The organism is Marinomonas sp. TW1 (assembly GCF_001625355.1).
Classification (GTDB): Bacteria; Pseudomonadota; Gammaproteobacteria; order Pseudomonadales; family Marinomonadaceae; genus Marinomonas.
Genome location: NZ_JSEE01000004.1, coordinates 1 through 22,753, shown reverse-complemented (window position 1 = coordinate 22,753; position 22,753 = coordinate 1). Strand labels below are relative to the sequence as shown.

General features: G+C 42.3%; 23 protein-coding genes and 1 pseudogene. 11 read left to right on the top strand and 13 right to left on the bottom strand.

From position 1 onward, the window contains the following. The first annotated feature begins 41 nt into the window (after nucleotides 1-41). From phnR to OA79_RS04385, 10 genes are all read left to right on the top strand, one after another. A complete protein-coding gene (phnR, locus tag OA79_RS04430) occupies nucleotides 42-749 on the top strand; it encodes a phosphonate utilization transcriptional regulator PhnR (protein WP_063332019.1) in 708 nt (235 codons plus the stop codon). A gap of 177 nt (nucleotides 750-926) precedes the next feature. Next, complete coding sequence (locus OA79_RS04425; protein WP_063332018.1) at nucleotides 927-1,955, top strand: putative 2-aminoethylphosphonate ABC transporter substrate-binding protein; 1,029 nt, start codon at nucleotides 927-929, stop codon at nucleotides 1,953-1,955. Between the two features lie 171 nt (nucleotides 1,956-2,126). Then, entirely contained in the window at nucleotides 2,127-3,203 is a 1,077-nt protein-coding gene (locus tag OA79_RS04420; RefSeq protein WP_063332017.1) for a putative 2-aminoethylphosphonate ABC transporter ATP-binding protein, read from the top strand. Further along, the gene (locus OA79_RS04415; RefSeq protein WP_063332016.1) at nucleotides 3,200-4,936 is read left to right on the top strand and encodes a putative 2-aminoethylphosphonate ABC transporter permease subunit; all 1,737 of its coding nucleotides are present in this window, start codon (nucleotides 3,200-3,202) and stop codon (nucleotides 4,934-4,936) included. The genes OA79_RS04420 and OA79_RS04415 overlap by 4 nt, the downstream gene beginning before the upstream one ends. Nucleotides 4,937-4,947: 11 nt before the next feature. Next, on the top strand, nucleotides 4,948-5,868 hold the full coding sequence (locus tag OA79_RS04410) for an EamA family transporter (RefSeq protein WP_063332015.1): 921 nt from the start codon (nucleotides 4,948-4,950) through the stop codon (nucleotides 5,866-5,868). Nucleotides 5,869-5,904: 36 nt separating this feature from the next. After that, nucleotides 5,905-6,561: an HAD family hydrolase gene (locus tag OA79_RS04405; RefSeq protein WP_063332014.1), complete on the top strand. Its 657-nt coding sequence runs from the start codon at nucleotides 5,905-5,907 to the stop codon at nucleotides 6,559-6,561. Nucleotides 6,562-6,833: 272 nt separating this feature from the next. After that, nucleotides 6,834-8,243, top strand: coding sequence for an alanine/glycine:cation symporter family protein (locus OA79_RS04400; RefSeq protein ID WP_063332013.1), 1,410 nt, complete (start codon nucleotides 6,834-6,836; stop codon nucleotides 8,241-8,243). 239 nt (nucleotides 8,244-8,482) lie between these two features. Continuing rightward, entirely contained in the window at nucleotides 8,483-9,193 is a 711-nt protein-coding gene (locus OA79_RS04395) for a glutamine amidotransferase-related protein (protein WP_063332012.1), read from the top strand. A 111-nt stretch (nucleotides 9,194-9,304) separates the two neighbouring features. Next, the gene (locus OA79_RS04390; protein ID WP_063332011.1) at nucleotides 9,305-9,799 is read left to right on the top strand and encodes a hypothetical protein; all 495 of its coding nucleotides are present in this window, start codon (nucleotides 9,305-9,307) and stop codon (nucleotides 9,797-9,799) included. Then, nucleotides 9,800-10,960 (top strand): GGDEF domain-containing protein, encoded by a 1,161-nt coding sequence (locus OA79_RS04385; protein ID WP_063332010.1) that lies wholly within the window; start codon nucleotides 9,800-9,802, stop codon nucleotides 10,958-10,960. Nucleotides 10,961-11,054: 94 nt separating this feature from the next. Here OA79_RS04385 and OA79_RS04380 read toward each other — a convergent pair whose 3' ends face one another. The 5 genes from OA79_RS04380 to OA79_RS04360 all read right to left on the bottom strand — a co-directional run bounded on the left by OA79_RS04380 (nucleotide 11,055) and on the right by OA79_RS04360 (nucleotide 15,541). Then, on the bottom strand, nucleotides 11,055-11,834 hold the full coding sequence (locus OA79_RS04380; RefSeq protein WP_063332009.1) for an ATP-binding cassette domain-containing protein: 780 nt from the start codon (nucleotides 11,832-11,834) through the stop codon (nucleotides 11,055-11,057). Nucleotide 11,835: 1 nt separating this feature from the next. Continuing rightward, the gene (locus tag OA79_RS04375) at nucleotides 11,836-12,942 is read right to left on the bottom strand and encodes an ABC transporter permease (protein ID WP_063332008.1); all 1,107 of its coding nucleotides are present in this window, start codon (nucleotides 12,940-12,942) and stop codon (nucleotides 11,836-11,838) included. Between the two features lie 94 nt (nucleotides 12,943-13,036). After that, nucleotides 13,037-13,963: a sugar ABC transporter substrate-binding protein gene (locus OA79_RS04370; protein ID WP_063332007.1), complete on the bottom strand. Its 927-nt coding sequence runs from the start codon at nucleotides 13,961-13,963 to the stop codon at nucleotides 13,037-13,039. Between the two features lie 535 nt (nucleotides 13,964-14,498). After that, nucleotides 14,499-14,789 carry a YrhK family protein gene (locus OA79_RS04365; protein ID WP_063332006.1) on the bottom strand — a complete coding sequence of 97 codons (291 nt, stop codon included), beginning with the start codon at nucleotides 14,787-14,789 and terminating at the stop codon, nucleotides 14,499-14,501. A 218-nt stretch (nucleotides 14,790-15,007) separates the two neighbouring features. Further along, nucleotides 15,008-15,541, bottom strand: a complete 534-nt coding sequence (locus OA79_RS04360) for a cysteine hydrolase family protein (protein ID WP_231908800.1) — start codon at nucleotides 15,539-15,541, stop codon at nucleotides 15,008-15,010. Nucleotides 15,542-15,644: 103 nt separating this feature from the next. Here OA79_RS04360 and OA79_RS04355 point away from each other — a divergent pair, with 103 nt between their 5' ends. Next, nucleotides 15,645-16,553, top strand: coding sequence for a GlxA family transcriptional regulator (locus tag OA79_RS04355; protein ID WP_063332004.1), 909 nt, complete (start codon nucleotides 15,645-15,647; stop codon nucleotides 16,551-16,553). Between the two features lie 1,179 nt (nucleotides 16,554-17,732). Here OA79_RS04355 and OA79_RS18190 read toward each other — a convergent pair. From OA79_RS18190 to OA79_RS17925, 8 genes and pseudogenes are all read right to left on the bottom strand, one after another. Further along, a complete protein-coding gene (locus OA79_RS18190; RefSeq protein WP_156486218.1) occupies nucleotides 17,733-17,891 on the bottom strand; it encodes a hypothetical protein in 159 nt (52 codons plus the stop codon). A 30-nt stretch (nucleotides 17,892-17,921) separates the two neighbouring features. After that, a complete protein-coding gene (locus tag OA79_RS04345; RefSeq protein WP_063332002.1) occupies nucleotides 17,922-18,344 on the bottom strand; it encodes a hypothetical protein in 423 nt (140 codons plus the stop codon). A 542-nt stretch (nucleotides 18,345-18,886) separates the two neighbouring features. Then, nucleotides 18,887-19,066, bottom strand: a complete 180-nt coding sequence (locus tag OA79_RS04340) for a hypothetical protein (RefSeq protein ID WP_063332001.1) — start codon at nucleotides 19,064-19,066, stop codon at nucleotides 18,887-18,889. 611 nt (nucleotides 19,067-19,677) lie between these two features. Beyond that, nucleotides 19,678-20,160 carry a transposase gene (locus tag OA79_RS04330; RefSeq protein WP_231908799.1) on the bottom strand — a complete coding sequence of 161 codons (483 nt, stop codon included), beginning with the start codon at nucleotides 20,158-20,160 and terminating at the stop codon, nucleotides 19,678-19,680. Between the two features lie 34 nt (nucleotides 20,161-20,194). After that, nucleotides 20,195-20,734, bottom strand: a pseudogene (locus OA79_RS04325) (transposase); the annotation flags it as partial. A gap of 112 nt (nucleotides 20,735-20,846) precedes the next feature. Beyond that, nucleotides 20,847-21,137: a hypothetical protein gene (locus OA79_RS04320; protein WP_063331999.1), complete on the bottom strand. Its 291-nt coding sequence runs from the start codon at nucleotides 21,135-21,137 to the stop codon at nucleotides 20,847-20,849. A 438-nt stretch (nucleotides 21,138-21,575) separates the two neighbouring features. Next, the gene (locus tag OA79_RS04315) at nucleotides 21,576-22,088 is read right to left on the bottom strand and encodes an SMI1/KNR4 family protein (protein WP_063331998.1); all 513 of its coding nucleotides are present in this window, start codon (nucleotides 22,086-22,088) and stop codon (nucleotides 21,576-21,578) included. Nucleotide 22,089: 1 nt separating this feature from the next. Further along, a partial coding sequence (locus OA79_RS17925; RefSeq protein WP_197465355.1) for an HNH endonuclease occupies nucleotides 22,090-22,753 on the bottom strand: 664 nt, incomplete at its 5' end.

The window sequence follows — 22,753 nt, the reverse complement described above, 5'->3', positions numbered from 1 at the left end:
TAAGGTGTTTTTGCTCGTCTATTAATAGGAAAGACCTTAGCATGTCCACGCCACACTATCATTATTTACAACAATACTTTAGCGACCTAATCGCCAGTCAACAGCTGGTCTCTGGAAGTAAGTTGCCATCTGAAAGAGAAATTGGCGAGCAATTTAAACTGACACGAGTCACCATTCGACAAGCCCTTAAAAATCTCGAAGCCGAAGGCCTTATCTATCGCCAAAATAGACGCGGCTGGTTTGTTTCACCAGCGGCCGTGATCTATCACCCCGCCAGTCACTTAAGCTTTAATCTATATGTGACAGAGCAAGGCTTTTCCCCAAGCACAGAGAAACTGGCGCAACAAGTTGAGCCCGCTAACGAGCGCATTGCACAGTTAATGAACATTCCTATTGGCAACCCAGTCCTTTATTTGCATCGTCGTCGCTATATTGACCAACGCCCTGTACTGATCGAAAAAATGTACATCAATCAAAATTTATTACCAGGCATAGAAGAGGAAGATTTAACCGAATCATTGAGCCAAATTCTTAAACGAAAATATCAGCAAGAATATCGGGATATGGATCTCTCTTTTAAATCAACGTCTCTTCCAGCCCATGCGGCCAACGATCTAGGCATCGCTGCTGGCCAACCAGGATTACAGATTGAGCGCATCAATTACACCGGCCACAAGCAAGTTCTTGAGATCGACTATGAGTTTTGGCGTCATGATGCCGTCACCATTAATATTGCCATTCGAGACTAACCCTTCTCCCGAAACGCCACCAAATTTCTTTTCTATTCCCTTAAAAAGCAGTCAATAACGCCATTTTTCGTGCGTCTTATTAAAAGAATTGTCACATCAATGACATATTTGGCTGTTATTTTGCATTACACTATCTGGTATATACCAGTTGACCAACCTGATGCATGGAGAAGAGAAATGACACGTAAGACCCTACTTAAACGTCTGGCTGTTTTAGCAGGCATCACCACGGTTTCAATGGCTGCTCACGCCGCAAAAACAGAACTTACTGTCTACACTGCCATTGAAGCAGAAGACCTTAAGAAATATGCCGCTCGCTTTAACGAAGAGCATCCTGACATCAAAATCAACTGGGTACGAGATTCAACTGGCATAGTAACAGCTAAATTACTGGCAGAAAAAAACAACCCTCAAGCCGATGTTGTTTGGGGGTTAGCCGCCACCAGCTTAATGTTGCTTAAAAGCGAAGACATGCTGCAAACCTATCAACCAGTGGGTTCTGAAAAACTGTCGCCAAAATTCAAAGACATGAGTAACAATCCGGTTTGGACTGGTATGGACGCTTGGATGGCGGCCGTCTGCTACAACACGGTAGAAGCAAAGAAGCTAGGCTTACCGAAACCAACGTCTTGGGCTGATTTAACCAAGCCGGTATATCAAGACCACATCATCATGCCAAACCCAAATTCATCCGGTACAGGTTTTCTAGACGTCAGTAGCTGGTTACAAATTTTTGGCGAAAAAGAAGGCTGGGCTTACATGGACGGCTTACATCAAAACATTAATCGCTACACTCACTCTGGTTCTAAGCCTTGTAAGTTAGCCGCCGCTGGGGAGATTCCGATTGGTATTTCATTCGCCTTTCGAGCTGCAAAATCGAAAAAAATGGGCGCCCCACTCGACATTGTCTTTCCAACAGAAGGGTTAGGCTGGGACATGGAAGCGACCGCCATTATCAAAGGGACTGACAAGCTAGCCGCAGCGAAAACGTTGGTTGACTGGACGGCATCACAAAAAGCCAATGAAATGTACAACGAAGGTTATGCGGTTGTCGCCATGCCAGGCATAGCCAAACCTGTAGAGTACTTCCCGGCCAACGCAGAAGCACTAATGATCAATAACGATTTCGAATGGTCAGCCAATAATCGCCGCCAAATTCTTGCGGAATGGCAAAAACGCTACGATAGCAAAAGCGACCCAAAATAATCCCTTAGGCTGGGAATAGACACGGCTATTCCCAGCCTTTTTTTGAGATCAACAGACTCATTCTACATTCACTGATTACCAGTCTGTTTTGTCATATCCACTTACTCGGATCTACTTTGTGTAATTTAAGGGATGATGACAAAACATGCTCTTATTCAAGGAGAGGTTTCTATGTCCAACCAAGCCTACTTAGCATTACAGAACATTCATCAGATGTTTGGCTCACATCAAGCCTTAAAAGACGTTTCCCTTAACATACAAGAAGGCGAATTTGTCTGTTTTCTAGGACCATCAGGTTGCGGCAAGACCAGCTTATTACGCATCATTGCTGGGTTGGACACTCCAACCTCTGGTGAACTTTTTCAAGCGGGTGACAACATCACACAAACGCCAATCAAACATAGGGATTTTGGCATTGTCTTTCAGTCTTATGCCCTATTCCCAAACCTATCCGTTGCCGACAACATCGCCTACGGTTTGGTTTCAAAACAATTTAATCAACACGATAAACAAGCTCGGGTGAGCGAACTGTTAGCCACCGTTGGACTGTCAGGCAGTGAAACCAAGTACCCAGCCCAATTATCTGGTGGTCAGCAACAAAGGGTGGCCTTAGCACGTGCCTTAGCCACATCCCCAGGTTTACTTTTATTAGACGAACCTCTTTCTGCACTGGATGCGCGTGTAAGAGCGCACCTTCGCCAAGAGATTAAACAACTACAAGAAAAACTTGGCGTCACCACCATCATGGTGACGCACGATCAAGAAGAAGCCTTAACCATGGCCGATAAAATCGTCGTCATGAATCAAGGGGTTATTGAACAAATCGGCACGCCACAAGAAGTCTACGCGCACCCAAACACCCCATTTGTCGCAGAATTCGTGGGTGAAATGAACTTCATTGAAGCCAAACGTAGTGGCGACGGTCTAATGCAATCAGGCACACTGATGTTGCAGTGCGAACCGGATAGCGAAACCACGTTTGGAGAAAATGTGACACTGGCGATTCGTCCTGAGGACATTCGTTTTAATGGTCATGAAGGTGACAAAAACAACCTTAATGCCGAAGTACTTCATCTCGAATTCCTAGGCTCTCGAGTGCGCTCTTTATTGCAAATCGACGATCATGAAACGCCTCTTATTGCCGACATTTCAATGAATGAAATGTCTGGTTTAAATTTAACCCAAGGTCAGTCTGTGCGCTGCCAATTACCCGCTGATCGTCTGCATATTTTTGGAGGTCAAGCATGAGTCAATCCAGCCTTGCGACGGCGGACCAACCACAAATCACCCCATCTCAAAACGGCAGATCAAAATGGCTAAGCCAACGTAGCTTGGATGAGTGGTCACTCGGTGGTGTGCTTATGATTGGAGTCTTAGCTCTCTTCATCTGTGTCGTACTACCAATCTACACCCTATTATCCAAAAGCATTGAAAACAAAGCCGGCGACGTCATTGGTTTAGAGAATTTCAGCCATTTTTTCGCTACCCCCAGCCTGTATAGCGCGATTAATAACTCCTTATTAATCGCTTTTTTATCGACTTTCATTGTCACCACGCTGTCTTTTTTAACCGCTTATGGCATCAGTCGAACACGCATTCCGTTTAAAGGTCTGTTTCGCACGATTCTGGTGCTGCCTATATTGGCACCATCACTTCTGCCAGCCATCAGTTTGGTTTACCTCTTTGGTAACCAAGGCATCATCAAAGAATTACTGATGGGCGAAAGCATCTATGGTCCAATAGGGATTGTCATTGGTTCCTGTTTTTGGACCTTTCCTCACGCCTTAATGATCATGCTAACCGCCTTAGCCAATACCGATGCACGTCTTTACGAATCCGCAGAAGTACTAGGCGCGTCCCCCATGCGCACCTTTTTCACCGTGACACTGCCAGCCGCCAAATATGGCATTATCAGTGTCGCCTTTGTCGTCTTCACATTGGTCATTACCGATTTCGGTGTTCCGAAAGTCATTGGTGGCCAATTCAATGTATTAGCGACAGACATATACAAGCAGGTTATTGGCCAGCAAAACTTTGAAATGGGCGCGACGGTTAGCGTTATCTTACTGTTACCAGCCATTCTTACCTTTATGACAGATCGTTGGTTACAACGTCGACAATCAGCTTTATTGACGTCGAAAGCCGTTCCTTGGTCCGCGCCAAAACGCCTTTGGTTAGACCGCACATTTTTCGCTCTCATGGTGTTGGTTTCTGTGGTAATTGTCGGCATCATTCTGATGGCAGTTTATGCGTCACTGGTCACCTTTTGGCCCTACAATCTAAACCTATCCCTTAACAACTATAACTTTGATCTAATGGATGGCGGCGGCTGGGATTCCTATTGGAACTCCATTCAAATGGCTACTTTTACCGCTCTGATTGGTACGGGGTTTATCTTCTTCCAGTCCTATTTGGTCGCAAAACTAAAAGGCTTCCAATTACTAAAATGGTGCTTTCACCTATTTGCTATCTTGCCGTTAGCCGTGCCTGGGCTGGTGCTGGGTTTGGCTTATATTTTCTTCTTCAACGCACCCAACAATCCACTTAATGGCATCTATGGCACCATGACCATCTTGGTCGTTTGCACCATTAGCCACTTTTATACCGTGTGCCACCTAACCGCAACCACAGCGTTAAAACAAATTGATGCTGAGTTTGAGTCCGTATCGGCCTCATTAAAAGTGCCACAAATCAAAACTTTCTGGCGCGTCACCTTGCCTGTATGTATGCCTGCTGTGTTAGACATTGCCAGCTATTTATTTGTCAACGCCATGACCACAGTGTCAGCAGTGGTATTTCTATATTCTTATCACACAAGCTTAGCCTCTGTGGCGGTATTGAATATGGATGATGCTGGTGACATTGCACCAGCCGCCGCTATGGCGGTAATGATCATGATGACCTGTATGATAGCAAGGTTGATCCATTGGTTTTTAGGCAGTGTGTTACTGAAACACACTCAGTCCTGGCGCCAGCAATAGGAAACGCATAAATGAGTCTGACCGCCATAGTATTAGTTCTTATATCGACCTTCATGCATGCAGGCTGGAACTTTTTTGGCAAGAAAACTAGTCCAACACTGGCTTTCTTTTTTCTGACTATGGTCGCAGGCGCGGTGATTTTTTCCCCTTTTGTGATACTTCACGGGGCACTCATTCTCGCGTTCAACCAAGAAATATTGATACTGCTATTGCTGACTGGTCTTTGCCAATCCATCTACCTATGGGGATTGGCAGAAGCCTATAAAGCAGGGGATATGTCCATTGCCTATCCAATTGCTCGTTCTTCGCCTTTAATTATTGTGGGCATTTCCACCTTTGCCTTAGGGCAGCAAGAAGCGGTTTCAATACAAGCCGTTATTGGCATGGCCTTGATCGTACTTGGCTGCCTGTTCATTCCATTACCCAGCTTTAATGAATTCAAATTGGCTAATTATCGAAATCGGACGACTTTTTTTGCCCTTGTTGCGGCCTTTGCAACAGCCGGTTACTCCTTGGTTGATAACAAAGCGACGCAATTAATGAGGGGGTTAACCGACGCTTCTGGAAATCCGCTCGCTAGCCCAAGTGAAGTCGCCTTGGTCTACGTGACCTTACAAAGCACTTTTGCCGTCATCTGGATGATCTGGTTTGTGATTGGCACTCAAACACAACGTCGTGAATGTACCGTGCTGATTCGTGATCAATGGCAAGCCGCCTTGCTAACCGGCAGCCTGATGCTCGGAACCTATTCGCTGGTCATTATCAGTATGGCGTTTGTCGATAATGTCAGTTATGTCGTGGCATTTAGACAATTGAGCATTCCGCTGGGCGTTCTGTTTGCCGTAATGGGTCTAGGTGAATCTTTAAAAGGCCCGAAAATTCTCGGGGTTCTTATGACGTTTATCGGTTTAATCGCCGTCGCGCTGGGTTAAATCCAAGCGCATTTTTTAACATTACAAGGAGCCAGAATGGCACTCGCATTTTTTGATCTTGATAACACGTTAGTCGCGGGCGATACTGCGCAAGCATTTTCTGAATACATTACCGCTCAAGATAACCTTCCCACTCCGGACGATTTTCTCGCCCAAAACCTCGCGTATATGGAAGAGTATGACGCAGGCACTTTGGATCTAGCGACTTATATGCACTATACCTTATCCCCACTATGCCACTTAACGCCCGATCAAGTCGAAACACTGATCCAAGCTTTCATTAAGGATGTCATCATCACAATGGCGTTACCAAAAGCTCGACTGTTATTACAGAAGCACCATGATGCAGGCGATCAAGTCATCATCATTTCGGCCACAGGCATTCATTTGGTTGCGCCCATTGCTCGCTATCTTGGGGTGGAACATGCTTTAGGAGTCGACATCGACATACGAGATGGAAAAATAACCGGTGAACTCATCGGCACACCAACCTTTCGAGAAGGAAAAGTCACACGTGCTTTGGCCTGGGCTGAGCGGTATGGCGAATCCATGTCAGGTAGCTATTTCTATAGCGATTCTCACAATGACCTTCCTTTACTGGAAGAAGTAAGTCATCCCATTGCCGTTGACCCAGATCCAATACTTGCCAACATTGCCAAACAACGCCATTGGAAGACCCTCAGCCTGAGATAATCCTTTAGGGCGCTTATCTCACTGTTTTTTAAGCGCCTTTTACTTTTTTCAAGTCAAAATATCGCACCAAAATCATACAGAAAACAAACTTCGCAAGAAAAATGCACCAAATTTGAACATTTTTTATTCTTTTAAACTTGCCAATTTTTTTTAAGACGCTAGTCTTGCTGCCTTTTACAGAATAGTGACTCTAAAAGAATCTCTATTCCTTAGACTTTATTGAAGTCTTTCCCCCACCCTAATAATGAAAAACATAAATTTGGGAGTGCCACATGGCGACTATTATTGACTCGTTAAATACCCTATTTTGGGGCTATATTCTGATCTACGGCTTACTGGCTGTTGGTATTCTCTTTACCATTCGTCTTGGCTTCATACAGATACGCCAATTCCCCGAGTTTGTTCGAACCGTTTTCAAAGCCCCTCAACATGACCGAGGTGGCATTACGCCCTTTCAGGCGCTTTGCACCAGTTTAGCCTCTCGTGTCGGTACCGGAAACATGGCAGGTGTCGCCGTCGCACTGGCTCTCGGTGGTGCGGGTGCTATCTTTTGGATGTGGATGGTAGCGTTAATAGGCATGGCCACCGCTTACGCTGAAAGCACACTTGCTCAGGTCTATAAAGTCAGAGATCAGCATGGTCAATTACGAGGTGGACCAGCGTTTTACATCAGCAAAGGGCTAAAAGCGCCTTGGGCTGGCGCCATCTTTTCCTTGTCGTTGATTCTTGCATTCGGTTTAGTCTTCAATGCAGTTCAAGCCAACTCCATTGCCGGTGCGGTCGAAGGAGCATTTGGAGTACCTAAACTCACCACGGGCTTGGTAATAATGGCGTTAGCCGCCATCGTTATTTTTGGCGGCATCCGTAAAATTGCCCGTTTTGCTGAAATTGTTGTGCCTTTCATGGCCATTGTGTATTTGCTTTTGGCATTTTATATCATTGCCATCAATATCAGTGATGTTCCAGCCGCCTTTGCCCTGATCTTCAAGAGCGCTTTTGGCTTTGAACAAGCCGCTGGCGGCGTGGCCGGTGCCATGTTAAATGGTATCAAACGTGGCCTTTTCTCAAACGAAGCGGGTATGGGATCGGCACCAAACATTGCCGCCGTCGCGACTCCGAATCCACACCACCCATCGTCACAAGGTATGGTTCAGTCATTAGGCGTATTTATTGACACCTTGTTAATCTGTACTGCCACGGCATTGATGATTTTGCTTTCTGGTGCAATGGGCAATGGCGAGTCTGGTATCGTTCTAACGCAAACTGCCATGTCTCACCATATTGGTGGTTTTGGTCATTATTTCGTGGCGATCGCTATTTTCTTCTTTGCTTTCACCTCCATCATTGGTAATTACAGCTACGCTGAAAACGCTCTAACTTACCTAAAATGGGCCAATAAACCAGGTATTTTCACTTTACGTATTCTGGCTCTAGCGATGATACCTTGGGGTGCATACGAAAGTGTGGCCATGGTCTTTAACGCTGCGGATGCGGCAATGGGCTTGATGGCGACCATCAACTTAATTGCCATTACATTACTCTCTGGTTTAGTGGTTAAATTAACAAAAGACTATATAAACCAGAACAAAACTCACACCCCTATTTTTAATTCAGACGATTACCCTGAACTGAAAAAGGACATCGATTTGTCTGTTTGGGATGAAAAAACCGAACAAAAATAATTCATCGTTATGGGTTAAATGAATTCTACAAATGGCATGAAAATACCTTTTTCATGCCATTTTTTATGCCCTGTGCGCGACTCTAATCTAGCGCTCTGAAGCGCTTGACTCCTATTGAAAAATCCCTTCCTATATCAGAATGATTTGCGCCGTTTGTCGAATAATCTGCGCGACACGATCCAAATTTAAAGTCGCTTGCAAGGGCAATCTTAATACGCTGTTTTTGAGGATAATAATGCATGAAAATCGGTATTCTTGCCGCGGGTATCACACCAGAGCCATTAAGGGAACATTATCCAACCTACGCGCAAATGTTTGCGGATCAAATTGGCCAGATTGATCCGCAACTCGAATTTGCCATATTTGATGTTCGATTAGATCAATTTCCTGACAACACAGAAGCATGTGATGCGTGGTTGATCACAGGATCAACGTCCGATGCCTACGGAGACGAGCCTTGGATATTAGGATTATGTGACTTTATTCGAGATATCGAGGCGCGAGGTCAGGTGCTAGTGGGCATTTGCTTTGGTCACCAAGTTATTGCTCGAGCATTGGGTGGAAAAGTTGAAAAATATTCTGGCGGCTGGGGAGTTGGCGTCCATCACTATCAATTATCGGAACAGGTTACCATTCCTCAATTAAACGCTACGCAGCACATTGCAATTTGCGCCTTTCACCAAGATCAGGTCATCCATAAACCAGATAAAATGGAGGTTTTTCTAAGTTCAGAGTTTTGTCCTTATGCAGGCTTAATCTATCAGGATCGCATTCTCACTTTCCAAGGCCACCCAGAATTCTCCAAAACTTATGAGGCCGATCTGATCACACTGTATGAAGCCACCAGTCTGTCACCAAAAGTGGTGAATACAGCTCGTCAAAGTTTGACGGAAAACGATATTCAAAACCAAGCTCTAATGGTCTGGATTACGCAATTTTTGACGTCTTAGTCACCTTTAATAAGACTCTGTTCCAATCTTCAGAGTCTTATTACTGTGCTGAGGTCGATTCTTATTATGATCTAAGCTAGCATTATATCTTTAGCTTTAGAGTCCGATTCCATGAAAACTTTCTTCGCAATGCTGCTCTGCGTTTTCAGTAGTTTCGTGCTATCCGCTGAGTTAAGCCCTTACCGACAAACACTCCCTATTCCTGATCAACCTCAAGAATATAGCTTGACCATAAATGGGAAACATTATGGTTATGCGGACCTCGTCAACTTTCCTCTCTATCAGGCAAATTTTTCGACCATTTGGCGAGCATCTGGCGACTTTGTTGGCCCTAAATTAACCGACCTATTAAAAGATGCTGGGCTAGCAGATTTTCAGCAACTCTATCTCGTTGCTAGCGACGATTATGCCGTAATCATGAATGCCAATGCAGCCGAATTGCAAACCGCTATGTTAGCCATTGCGTTAGATGAGAAACCCTTTGAGATTAATGATAAAGGCCCGTTTTGGTTAGTTTGGCCAGGTCGTGAGGATAGGCTAAAACTAGGTATGAATGAAGGAGATCTCTGGGTCTGGAGTCTTCATCAAATAGTAAAGGTCAAATAAGTGCAATTACTAAAATCCAATCCCATCAAGATTGTTATGATACCTATGATCCTAATAGGCTTGGTACTTTTAACCATTGGTTTGTGGCGCTTCCAACAAGACATTAAAGACATACACAGACACATTGGCATTACACCTCATGAAATCCGCTACCAACTTCAACAAACGAATCTACAAGTGGCGTTGATTAATCAAGAAATCAATCTCACTCGGCAGTACCAGATTCAAAATGATAAACAAGACTTAATTAACCGAGCAAAACAACTAAAGTCACGTATCGAAAACATTCGTGTCGTTTGGAGAACACTCAAGTCAGATCTTGACAAAACCAATCTACAAGAAGAATTAAACACCTTCGAGAGCCACTTAGACACGCTGATTCAATTACTCATAACGGGCGATCTCAACGCCTCTCAACATCTCAACAAAATATTTTTCGAGCTACAACAAGTGAAAATTTTCAGTGCCGCTATGTACAGTCATGGTAGTGCTTTTATCCGTGAACACACCGATAGATACGTTAAAAAATTGTCTAGAATCAGTATGGCAATCAACACATTAATTCTCGTTTTCATTGTGTTATTAGCGGTGCTCTCCTACGCTCTGATGCTGATTTTTCAACAAAAGAATGATCTGAATAAACTCTCTATCGAAGACCCTTTAACAGGCTTATACAATCGTCGTCAATTCAATCTTCATTTGGCACATGACGTCAGTGAATACAAAGCACAACAAAGCCCACTTTCGTTGATGATTTTCGACATTGACTACTTCAAACTGTTTAACGATCACCTAGGTCACATTGCTGGTGATCATGCATTACAGCGTATTTCGGAACATCTAAAATCCCTTAAAAAAACAGAAACAAACATTGAGTTCTATCGAGTGGGTGGTGAGGAGTTTGCTTGCCTTTGTCATGAACAAGAGCACAGTAAGACACAAAAAGTCGCCGAACAAATTCGTGCCTCTATCGAAGCGCTTAATATCGAACACACGATGAGTAAAGTCGCCGACAACCTGACCATTTCCATTGGCATTGCCTCCGCTGAAACACTGGAAGAATTAAACTCGGACAGTATTTATTCGGTAGCGGACCAAGCCTTGTATGAAGCCAAAAAACGTGGCCGTAATCAGGTTTACTGCTATCAAAGAGAGCCCTAAACACGCCTTGAGAATGAGTCAATCGAACAGAAAAAGCACATAAAAAAGGGCATCAAACCGATGCCCTTTTTTATCTAATAAACCCGTAATAGACTTAAATTGTGCCGCCTAAAGAGCCTTCTAATTGTGCGAGTTCTTGACCACCCGCCATCAAATCTTGCAGCTCATCTGAGGTGATTTCACCGCGTGCGGCGGTTCCTAAAGTCTGGCCTCGATTCAGCACCGTAAAGCGATCCCCCACAGCCAAGGCATGTCTTACGTTGTGACTAATAAAGACCACACCTACGCCTTGATCACGCACTTTATCTATGGTGGCCAACACATTGGATGTCTGGCGAACGCCTAACGCTGAGGTTGGTTCATCGAGGATCAATACCTTAGCACCAAAATATACGGCACGAGCGATGGCAACGGTTTGACGCTCACCACCAGATAAGGTTCCAACAGCTTGATCTGCACTGCGCAGATTAATGCCCATTTTTTTCATTTCTGTCATGGTGATTTCGTCAGCATGCTCGGTATCAAATCGCTTCCAAAGAAACTTGCCTTTCGTTGGCTCGCGTCCCATGAAGAAGTTACGTGCGACCGACATAAGCGGAATCATCGCTAGATCTTGATACACACAGGCAATACCTGCCGCCATAGCGTCACGAGGACTACCAAATTGCACCGGTTTTCCTCCCATGTAGATTTGCCCTTGGCTTGGACGGTAAACACCTGACATGGTTTTAATAAAAGTCGATTTACCGGCACCGTTATCACCTAATAGACAGTGACATTCGCCAGGTTTAACATCAAAACTAACACCGTTTAACGCAATGACATTACCAAAGTGCTTTTCAATGTTATCCATATGAAGAATTGATTCAGACATATTAGCGCTCCCCTGTCACACGTTTACGAATAGCGTTATTGAAAATAACCGCCAACAACAACATTGACCCTAGGAATACTTGGAACCAATCTTGGTCGATATTGGTATAAGTCAAACCAATCACCACCATACCGAAGATAATAGAGCCAAAGAACGCGCCAATTGCAGAACCGTAACCACCTGTTAGCAAACAGCCACCAATTACCGCAGCAATAATGGCCTCAAACTCTTTCATAAAACCACGACGAGCATCCGTACTACCCGCATCCAGCACTTGTGTGATGGCTAGTAATGCGGCACAGGAAGCCGTTAACATAAACAAAGCGATTTTCACTTTGCGTACTGGTACACCGGAATTAGAAGCGGCCGTTTTGTCACCACCCGCCGCAAAGATCCAGTTACCTGCAGGCGTTTTAAGCAGAACGTATGTTGCCACACCAGCTAATACGAGGAACCAAATGATCTCGACTGGTATACCAGGTACTTTTGGCAAACCACTGCGGAAAGTGTCAATCCATCCCATTGAAGCAGCCCATTGGAAAAAACCTTGAAATGCATCACCACTAAAGAAAGGCGCTAATGGGTCACCCGCCACCGCATCACGAACACCACGAAGTTGAGTCGAGCCGCCTGTCGCCGCTTTTAAGCCGACCAACGACAAACCACGTAAAATAAATAGAAAGGCCAATGTCACGATAAAAGATGGCAAGCCAGTTCTAAGAACGATTTGTCCATTCACCGCGCCGACACCAGCGCAGAAAACTAAAGTAATTGGAATAGCAATAATCAAAGGTAAGTCAAAATTGACCACACAAAAACCGAAAACCAAACCTGCAAATGCCACCATGGAACCGATAGAAAGGTCGAACTCGCCGCCTATCATCAGTAAGGCGGCAGCAATAGCCAAGATACCCAATTGAGCTGCAGGCGATAGAATGTTCATGATCCCTGATAAGGTGAACATAGAGCCATCAGCAGTAAACATAAAAAAGATTGCAACAAGTAAGGCTCCCGCCACGGCACCAAGCTCAGGTCGTTTCATTAGACGAGCTACGCGGCTTTCTTCCTTCAATCGTTCATCAACTGTCGAGTCATTCTCTAGTGACATAAATCCTCCGGAACGCATTCAGTAAAACTGAAACGGAATACATTAGGGTGTGAAATAGGAAGGCCATAAGGCCTTCCTGATCTTTGTAGAAGTATTAACGAATACCTTTCGCTGAAAGGTCGATTACTTGCGCGGCTTTATCCGCTGTAATCAAGTTTGGACCAGAAGGCACGTTACCACCTGGCATTAAGCCGTAGTCAGCGTTAAGTGCTAAGAAATCAACCGCCATGTAACCTTGCAAGAATTGTTGCTGGTCAATCGCAAAAGTCGCATCACCATCCACAATGGCTTTTAAGAAGTCTGCAGAAAGATCAAAAGAAGCCACTCTCACATCACCAGATAGACCAAGAGATTTAACTGCAGCAACCGTAGGCTCGCCAGCAGTAGAAGCACCCAATGCCATGATAGTGTCTACATCTGGATTAGAATCCAATGCAGCACGAACTTTAGACTCGATTTCGGAAGGATCATTAGACGTTGGAAGTACGGCCACATTACCACCAAAACCTTCTGTGAAACCGGCACAGCGTTGGTCTAGAGAGACGTTACCCACTTCTTGGTTAACACAAATGCCTTTTTTACCGCCCATTGCTTTAAGCTTTTCGCCCGCGGCTTTACCCGCATCATACTCTTCTTGACCGATGTGTAGTAAAGCACCAAGAGATTTGGAAACATCGGAACCTGCATTGATGGAAATGACTGGAATACCAGCATTCACTGCGCGACGAATAGAGGGTCCTAACGCATCAGCATCAGGGATAGACACCACCAAACCGTCTGGTTCTTGGTTCACTGCTGCATCAATTAACTGCGCCATAGCGACCATATCAAAGGTCTCTGGGGCACGGTAATCAACGTCTGCACCAGTGTGCTTTGCGGCCATTTCAACACCGTTTTTCACCACAGACCAGAACGGATCGTTCGCTTGTCCATGTGAAACCACAATAATGCTGGCTGATAAAGCGATACTGGAACATAACCCAGCTGAAGTAGCCAATAGACCTTTTATTATTTTTTTCATTCTCTAGCTCCTCTTAGGATAGAAGTTGGACGGCAAATGGAATTCACCGTTAACCTTGGTAGTCACACCAAAAGTTAATAACTAGTTTAGCCAACTAAGAAAAAAATGCCATAGAAAATAGAACAAAAATTGCAAAAAAATAAAAAAATAGAATAATTAGTCCAAATTTCAGATATTTAGCTACCCCATTAACGACTCCAGAATTTTGCTTAAAACATCAACAAATACAATATTTTCTAATAAAATCAGTTATTTAATAAATAAAAAAAGACCAATCAACCAAAGAAAAAACTTTTAAAGACAGCCAATTTCCATGATGAAAATAATGAAATATGAAATGAAACGAGAGACTGGCCCCCTGTCTAAACCTCTATTTTGGCAAAGTTTTGCACAAAAAAGCGTCAGTTTTGATACTTGAAATAAGTGTTTTATTAGACTGAAATGGGCGTTTTACAGACACGCACGGTCGGCTTGTCCAGACAGAAAAAAGAAGGAAAATCAATCGAGCACGGTGAGTACTCGATTGTTGTTATGTCTATTTAGCGGATAACTGGTTTGAATGTAATTGTGGATGAATGCGTCCTACATGCACCAAACTGGTTAACTTGATGGCTGGCTTTATCAAGAGTTGAGCACTGCCCAAAATAAATAACCAAGTACCATCTTCCACCAAAGCATCGCTTAAAAAGAAAAAGCTGCCAATAAGAAACCAAATACCGATCAATAAATCGTTCAATGCGCCTACTGCTTCGTAACGACGCTGCACAATAAGGTGCTTATGACCCAATGAAATATCAAGTGGATTGATTGAATTCGTGTTAGACATAGTCTGCTACATACCTTGTGTCATCGTTTAAATTTGCTGTGGGTCGCTATCCCTGCAAAACCCTCTTCATCAATTTAGGTTCATACCACCAGCGCTTTTCACACTGGTGGTATGAACAAACATTGTATCAAGATCAAAGCAGATTCTCAGAAAAAGCCAGTCCAACCGACCAAAACATTGGCCTGTACCTTTTGGTCAATTGAATCCATCAGATAACTCTATTTATTAGGTTTAAACGCTTCTTCAATGGATAATAAAGGCACTCGGGGAGACAGACCGTTCAATGCAATCTTATGGATCATCTCATCAACCGTCGTGCAACATTCTGAAATCACGGCCACTTCATAGGATTCAGCCGATTTGGAAATGGCAGTATGAGTGACACAATTTTGTGTCATCATGCCACAAATCAATAAGGAATCGACCGTCAACTCTTCTAAGACTAGCGCTAAGTCCGTTTGCTCAAAACTGTCCGCAAATTGTTTCACGACTAAGTGCGATGAAGCAGCGATATCTTTCAAGGCTGAATGAAGTTGCACCCCTTTTGTTCCTTTATTAAAAAAAGGCGCTGTGCCGTTTTCCGCATTGGCCACATGCTGAATAAAGATGACTGGCATCTTCTGTTGTTGCGCGTTCGCAATCGCTTTTTGAACCTTTTTCAGAGTCTCATTTGCATGCCATAAGGGGTAATTCCCACCCGGGAAATAATCATTTTGTAGATCAATAACCAATAATGCTGTGTTCGCCATCATACGTCTCCAGTCGTGTCTAAAAGAGACAAGAGTATGGCAAAATACTCTGTTTTCACTTAGAGTCAAAAATGACACTATTGAGGCAAAAAAAGACAACTCCAATATGAGACACATCCAAATCGGCATTTGCCAACACTCAGTGGCACTAAAATCAGCAGTGTATGGATTAGAAGAATTATTCCTACTCGCAAACAGAATTTGTGAAGCCCATCAACTCAATACAAGGTTTTCACCCAGTCTAGTCACAGACCAAGAGGCAGATGAAAAAGCCTATGACATCATTATTTTACCACCTTGTATGGCAGACCAAAGCGAGCCAACGGATGAACACTTAATCCATTGGCTAGTTCATCAACACCAACAAGGTAGCATTCTTGCCTCAGTCTGTGTTGGCGCATTCACCTTAGCCGCAACCGGTTTATTAGGTCATCGTACTGTCACCACACATTGGTCATTTGAAGACACTTTCCGTCAACAATTCCCTAATCAACCGATAGATGTCCAGCAGATCTTAATTGATCATGGCGACATCATTAGCGCTGGCGGCGTCATGTCATGGTTGGATTTAGGGCTGGAACTGATTACCAAATACTCATCGCCCTTTGTCCGCAGACAAATAGGCAAAACACTTGTCATCGACACCATGTCTCGAGAACAAAGCTTCTATCAACAATTTTCGCCCTCTTTCAGTCATGGCGATCAAGTTGTCATCCAAGCACAACAATGGCTTGCTCTCCATTACCCAAAAGACGCATCAATAAAAGCCCTAGCACAACATACCAACTTAACAGAGCGAACCTTGCTACGCCGCTTTGTCAAAGCAACCCGACTCACTCCAAACCAATATTTACAACGATTCCGTATCCAAATGGCTTGCGATCTACTCGAAAGTACCCGCCAACCCTTTGAATCCATTGCTTATCAAGTCGGCTATCTGGACAGCAGTGCCTGTCGTAAAGTGTTTGTGAAAATTATGGGATTAACACCAACCGAATACCGGAAAAGATTTTAACAAGTCAGGGGTAGAGTCATAGATTTTTGTTTCGTCATAAGTACAAAGGCATAAATCAATTCACCATGGGACTTCATAAAACACCTTTTATTTAACTAGATTTTAACGTTAATAGGTGTCTAGTAAAGTCTGGGAAGTCCAAATCGACACTAATTATAGGGCTCTTACTTACCGTAAAAAGATGGCACATGTAAACATAAATAGAGAGTGATTCACGCTGAAGGTTTGGGTTTGATAATAACCGATCAGAACGTTTGATTCAGTGCTTCTCATAGGCGTTAGATCGAATACCACGACCGATATTGGTTACAGTTCAAAGATTGCCTTGAGTAAGACTTTGAAGGCAAGCAATCAAGGCGTTACGTCGAGTTTTATGCATATTAGGACTGACAATGGGGATAATTTTGTTCAGAATAGTCGTCGCGTTCATGGCTCTAGGAGTTTAGTTATTTTGGGCGAAATTATTGATCACCAAAAGCCATGAATGTTCCTTCCTTATGCTAACTATTTGTTATTTAATGATAATTCGTGGGGATTCCTCAGACTCTGCCCCCAATTATCCACAGCGAGCCACACAATGGTAATAAGGGGTGTCTTGTAAACTGACCTGGGCTTTCCTGGACCTTGGCATATCCAACCTCTCTTCCTTGAGAAAATAAAACTGTAATTATATACAGTACATTTGAATATAGTAAAGAAAACGCTAGAAGCTTTGGAAACACCGAGTTCTTGAGGTGCCTGTCCTAATAAGTACTTCTAATTGTTTGACGACGTTAGAATACCACCTATGGGCAGTTGATCTCTCGCCACCTACTCAACCGTGAGCGGTGCACTTATTATCTGAATTTTCGGATAATTAGATTTTCAATACTCTTTTTAGTTCTTCTTCATCAAACATTACTGGATTAAATAGCAGGCTATCTAGAACAAAAAAAATACAATACATTCCAACAATTAAAAAAAATAATCGACTATATTTACTTTCCAATCTAACTACTCCATAAGCATAGTGGATTGTTTTTTTAAAAATAAAACAATAACAATAATATAATCCTAAACTATAGGTTAATATCACTCCACTAATACTTCTCCACCCCCTCACCTCCGAAATATATATACATAACAATAAGAGCAAGTACATCAAAAATAAAAATGATATATTTTTCTTAGAATAATTCATTATTCATCTCCATCAGATAAGAGGTCTTTAATTTCCTTTGATGATAAATGACTAATTCTTTCAGACTTATTATCATTTATGCCTGTTCTTTTTAAACCATTTTTTATAGCAGATCCACCAATATTAGGAATAATAAAGTTAAGCCAATTACCTGTCATAATGAATTCGGCAGTATCTACAGCAGCCCCTCATATACTCCAACCAACCCTCTGAGGAGCAACCATTGTACCGATAGTAACGGCTCTATTTCCAACCTCAAGAAGATCTTTGTCATCTATTCCATGAACAGACACTTTTAGATCCTTAGGAAAATTTTTAACTGGTTGAACCCATACTCTATCTACAGCCTCTGGAGCATGCCATGGATTCATATTAACATGCATTAAATTCCAATTATCCCCCTGCTCCTTATCCAACCCTTTGTAATGAGCTGTATTCGTTTCAACATAATGACTAGTGTTACTAACATGGCTATTCGTGATCGCCATGCCACTGTCATAACCATTGATGTCTAAGGCTAAATTCGTATAGTCCGCTAGGTTGCTACCAAAGTTATTGGCGTAGGCTTCGTTATCGCTCTGGCTGTAATAATTTCCATCCTGCGCATCCATTTCATGAGCCGATTCATGGCCAGCGGCATTAACAAGCAGTTCCGTTGAGTCTAAATTGTCGTCATTAATGTAGCTGTATCTTGTTTCATTCTAATAATTAATAGAATAATTTATTCGGTTAATCTTACTAATTTATTAAAATCTACTATTTCAATAAAACCAGAAAGACTAAATAGAGTTGAAATCACCATAGAAGCCCCACACAAAAATACAAATATACGGCCATATTTGCTTTCCAATGTAAGTGTTGCATTATATAACACCATATCCACATCAAATATATATGCATAGCAATAATGTAAACTAGAACTATAAATTCCAAGAACTATTGCAACAACAACCCAGTTATCTATATTAGAAATAAGCAGGCACATTAAAAATAACAAATATGACACGACTATAAATATTTTCTTATAACAGAAAATTTTCATTTTTTTATTCGCTCAAGATTTCAGAAGCCCCCAAATATGTAACAGTACCAGTTCTTTCTAGAACAGCTTCACTTCAATAAGTGGGGGCAGAATAAAATTAAACCTCTACGACTATTCGTCATCACGAAGTTTACACCAACCCTCTTTTCTTCCCCGCTTTGCCTGTGTTTTCCGTTGTCCTGTTAGTAACGCTATTTGCTCTTTGAATTTATCGTTTCCTAACGCCAACCCTTTATTTTCCGTTAAACGAATATCTTCCAATAATTTACCATCTACCTGATACTGAAACATATCTCGATAAACATTACATCGCTCTTCTTTTGTTCTTCCCTGTGACTGGTAGAGTTGAAGAACATAACGAATTATGTTTGCATCAAGCGATCCGAACTCTATCGTACATTAACACAGGCTTATTTATGGGTGTCTCCAATTATTGCTAACGATAAAACATATGAAGTACGTTGGTAAATATAAATAAAGGTAAAGCTACACTGTAGAATATTATAATAGTTCTCCTAAGCCTCAAAAATAATTTTTTCGCGTAGTCATCTTTTAACTCAAAATCTAAACCTATGGATGTAAACACATATAGTTGCGTTACATTCCAAAGTTTTAAATAATCTTCATGACAAATATACTCACCAAGTTTTTTTGCTTGAGAAGCTCCAAAAACAACATACAAAATGGTCCAAGCAATTGAAATAAATACAAAAAACATTACCATACTTTTACTCCTGCACTAACATCTACACCAATTCCACTGGGAAATTTTAGGTTAAAATCGACATCCCATGACGAACTCTGATCCCAAGAGCCATTTTTTACATCTAGTCCAAAAAAAGAAACTCACCAGATACTGATTTTAAAATAATTGGGGGTAGAGTAAAATTAAATCTCTACGACTATTCGTCATCACGATGTTTACGCCAACCCTCTTTTCTTCCCCGCTTTGCCTGCGTTTGCCGTTGTCCTGTTAGTAATGCTATTTGCTCTTTGAATTTATCGTTTCCTAACGCCAACCCTTTATTTGCCGTTAAACGAATATCCTCCAATAATTTACCATCTACTTGATACTGAAACATATCTCGATAAACATTACATCGCTCTTCTTTCGTTCTTCCCAGTGACTGGTAGAGTTGGTGCGATGTCAGTAAATCACTACTCGCACCTAAACCGTTGCACTGGTAACTCGACCAAGAATAATCAGCTGGATCTTTCACCATGTCCGCCCTAACTGGGTTCAGCTCAATATAACGGTACAAATGAAATAGGTAACTTTGGTCTTGTACCAAACAAGACTTAAAACGCCCTTCCCATATAGTACCTGTACGTTGATAGGTGTAGTTAAAATACCGTACATATTGCCGCCCCAGTGATTGCATCATGCTTGAAACACGTAACAGGACAGGCATGATAAAAGCACTCGTATAAAGCGGCTTCGTCTAATAGGGCTTGAGACTTAAAACGGCCTTCCCAAAAATATCCTGTACACTTGTCTTCATTGTTCGCTCTTCGAGCGATGGGTTCATTAAGTTCTTTCATAAACCAACTAATGTTCATCAGGCGCTCTCGGTACGTTTCAGCAGCGGTTTCGGCTAGCGCCACTGCGTAGTTTGGCAAGTCCTCCCCTTTTATATAGCGTTGAGTAAATATTGTCCCTTTGTGTAATGCGTGCCAACGCTGTAATACTTCTAATGTTGACCATGATTTCGCTTTTTCTGTATTCACATGCAACACAACATGAAGATGATTACTCATCACAGCATAAGCGCATATATCGATTGAAAAGACGTTAGAAAGAAATAAAAGGCGATTCTCAACCCAACCACGACGATGTTCATAACTATTTCCTGTAACAGGATCATCACCGCACAAAAAAGCTCGCCGTACACAGCGAGCCACACAATGGTAATAAGGGGTGTCTTGTAAACTGACTTGAGCTTTCCTAGACCTTGGCATATCAAACCTCTCTTCCTTGAGAAAACAGCACTGTAATTATATACAGTATATTTAAATATGGTCAAGAAAACGCTAGAAGCCTTGGAAACACTGAGTTCTTAAGGTGCCTGTCCTAATAAGTGCTAATAAGTGCTAATAAGTGCTGCGTATCGGTACGGGTGGCATCCGACTCACCCACCTTGATTTCCCCATGAATCAAACCGGATGTCGCTGCGGCGGCAATCGCGGCCACCCCTTTGACAAGGTCTTTAAACACACCACGGAAGCTGGAGGAGGATTCACTCCATTCGCTGCTTTCTAATGCCTGAGTGGTGACGGTGACATTGCCCGCCAATTCGCCCTTGTCGTTGACGTATTGGCCGTTGGCGTTTTGTGTTACGGCGTCAGTGCCGATGGTGAGCACTGAGTTCTTAAGGTGCCTGTCCTAATAAGTAATAAGTGCTCCGCACCACTAATAAGTGCCTAAGGATCTTGGTTTTGGTGATGGTTTCATATTTTTGTGGAGAGAGTTGTCATAGGTATCATCCCGACCACCAATCAGATTCTTAACTTATTGGAAAATGAATTTTTTAGGTTGGGTGTCTTGTTAAATTTCTACTAATAAGTACTGAGAAAACGCTAGAAGCCTTGGAAAAACTGGATTCTTAAGGTGCCTGTCCTAATAAGTCACTGCTGAGTTCTTAAAGTGCCTGTCCTAATAAGTGTTATTCGCAAATGAAGTCCGAAGCACGCCATAGAGAACATAACGAATTATGTTTGCATAAAGCGATCCGAACTCTATCGTACCATTGACACTGGCTGACTTATGGGTGAGGTTGCCACAATAAAACGGATAAAATAATTAAGAGGCATACTGAGCCTCATCATCAAATACTTCTTGGTACAACAAGCTACAAAATTCATCGAAATTTTCAGCAACATGATAGGTCAGCATTTTATCAGTTTCATCATCAAACTCATCATGAGACATAAAAGTTATCTTTGGCTGATCTGGTTCTGAAATATCTCTATAATCAAAACATATATAGTCCCCAAAAGAGTTACTCGCAAAGGTCACCAACCCCTCAAAGCCATATGCATCATAACTCTGAGCACCTTCTATATTTTCACTGTAGGTTATCAGCTCCTGTTCAAAACCAAACCCAAAAAAGAAAATATCAGATACTCCCATCTCATTTCGATCAGGTCGAAAAAATTCAAAGTACTGCTTAGTCAAGTAGGCATTATTATGGCGGCAGATAAACTGTTTATAACTGGAGGGAAAAAGCACCGCCATTTTTTTTTCGACAGCTTCGACTAACGCTATATCTACCTTGCCAGAATCTTGAAAAATTTTAATGTTATCTATTGTCATCTTACTTCCCTTCACTCAAACTAGCTTCGCCGATATGTTTTACAGCACTATGTATTGTTTTAGGTAGTAACTGCATGTTATTCGGCCCACTTTGGGCATTATGATGCCATGTAAAATCAGGAATAACTGAATCTCCATTATTGATAGCTTTAAGCTGTTTCTCAGTAAAGCTATCTTTATTAACCTGACCACTTTGTATTTTTTGCCTTAAGTCTCTTGTCGCCGCACGCATTTCAGATTGTTTTCTTAATTCTGGCTTCATGTTCTCATAGCCTTTTGGCTTAGTTATCGTAGTAGTGTACTTAGCGTATTCATCAAATACAGGTAAACCTCTACTATCATAAGGTATGTTAGCAAATATTTTTTCACCAGTATAAAGATCTGCCCCGTATACAACTTTTATCGCTTTATTACCATAAGAATCATAAATAACCTCAACGCCCATTTCTAAATTTGAGTTTACTGTCTGTCTTGGGTTCTGAACAACGGTTGTAGAAGTAACATGTTCTGCGCCATTCGTTGCTTCTAAATCAGTCCGCACGTAACAGGACAGGCATGATAAAAGCACTCGTAGCCAGTAAAAGCAGATCAATGCGCTTACTAAAAAGTCTCTTTTATTGTGCTTGAAGAAAGAATATTCCAGATAAGGAGTAAAAGCCTGAATT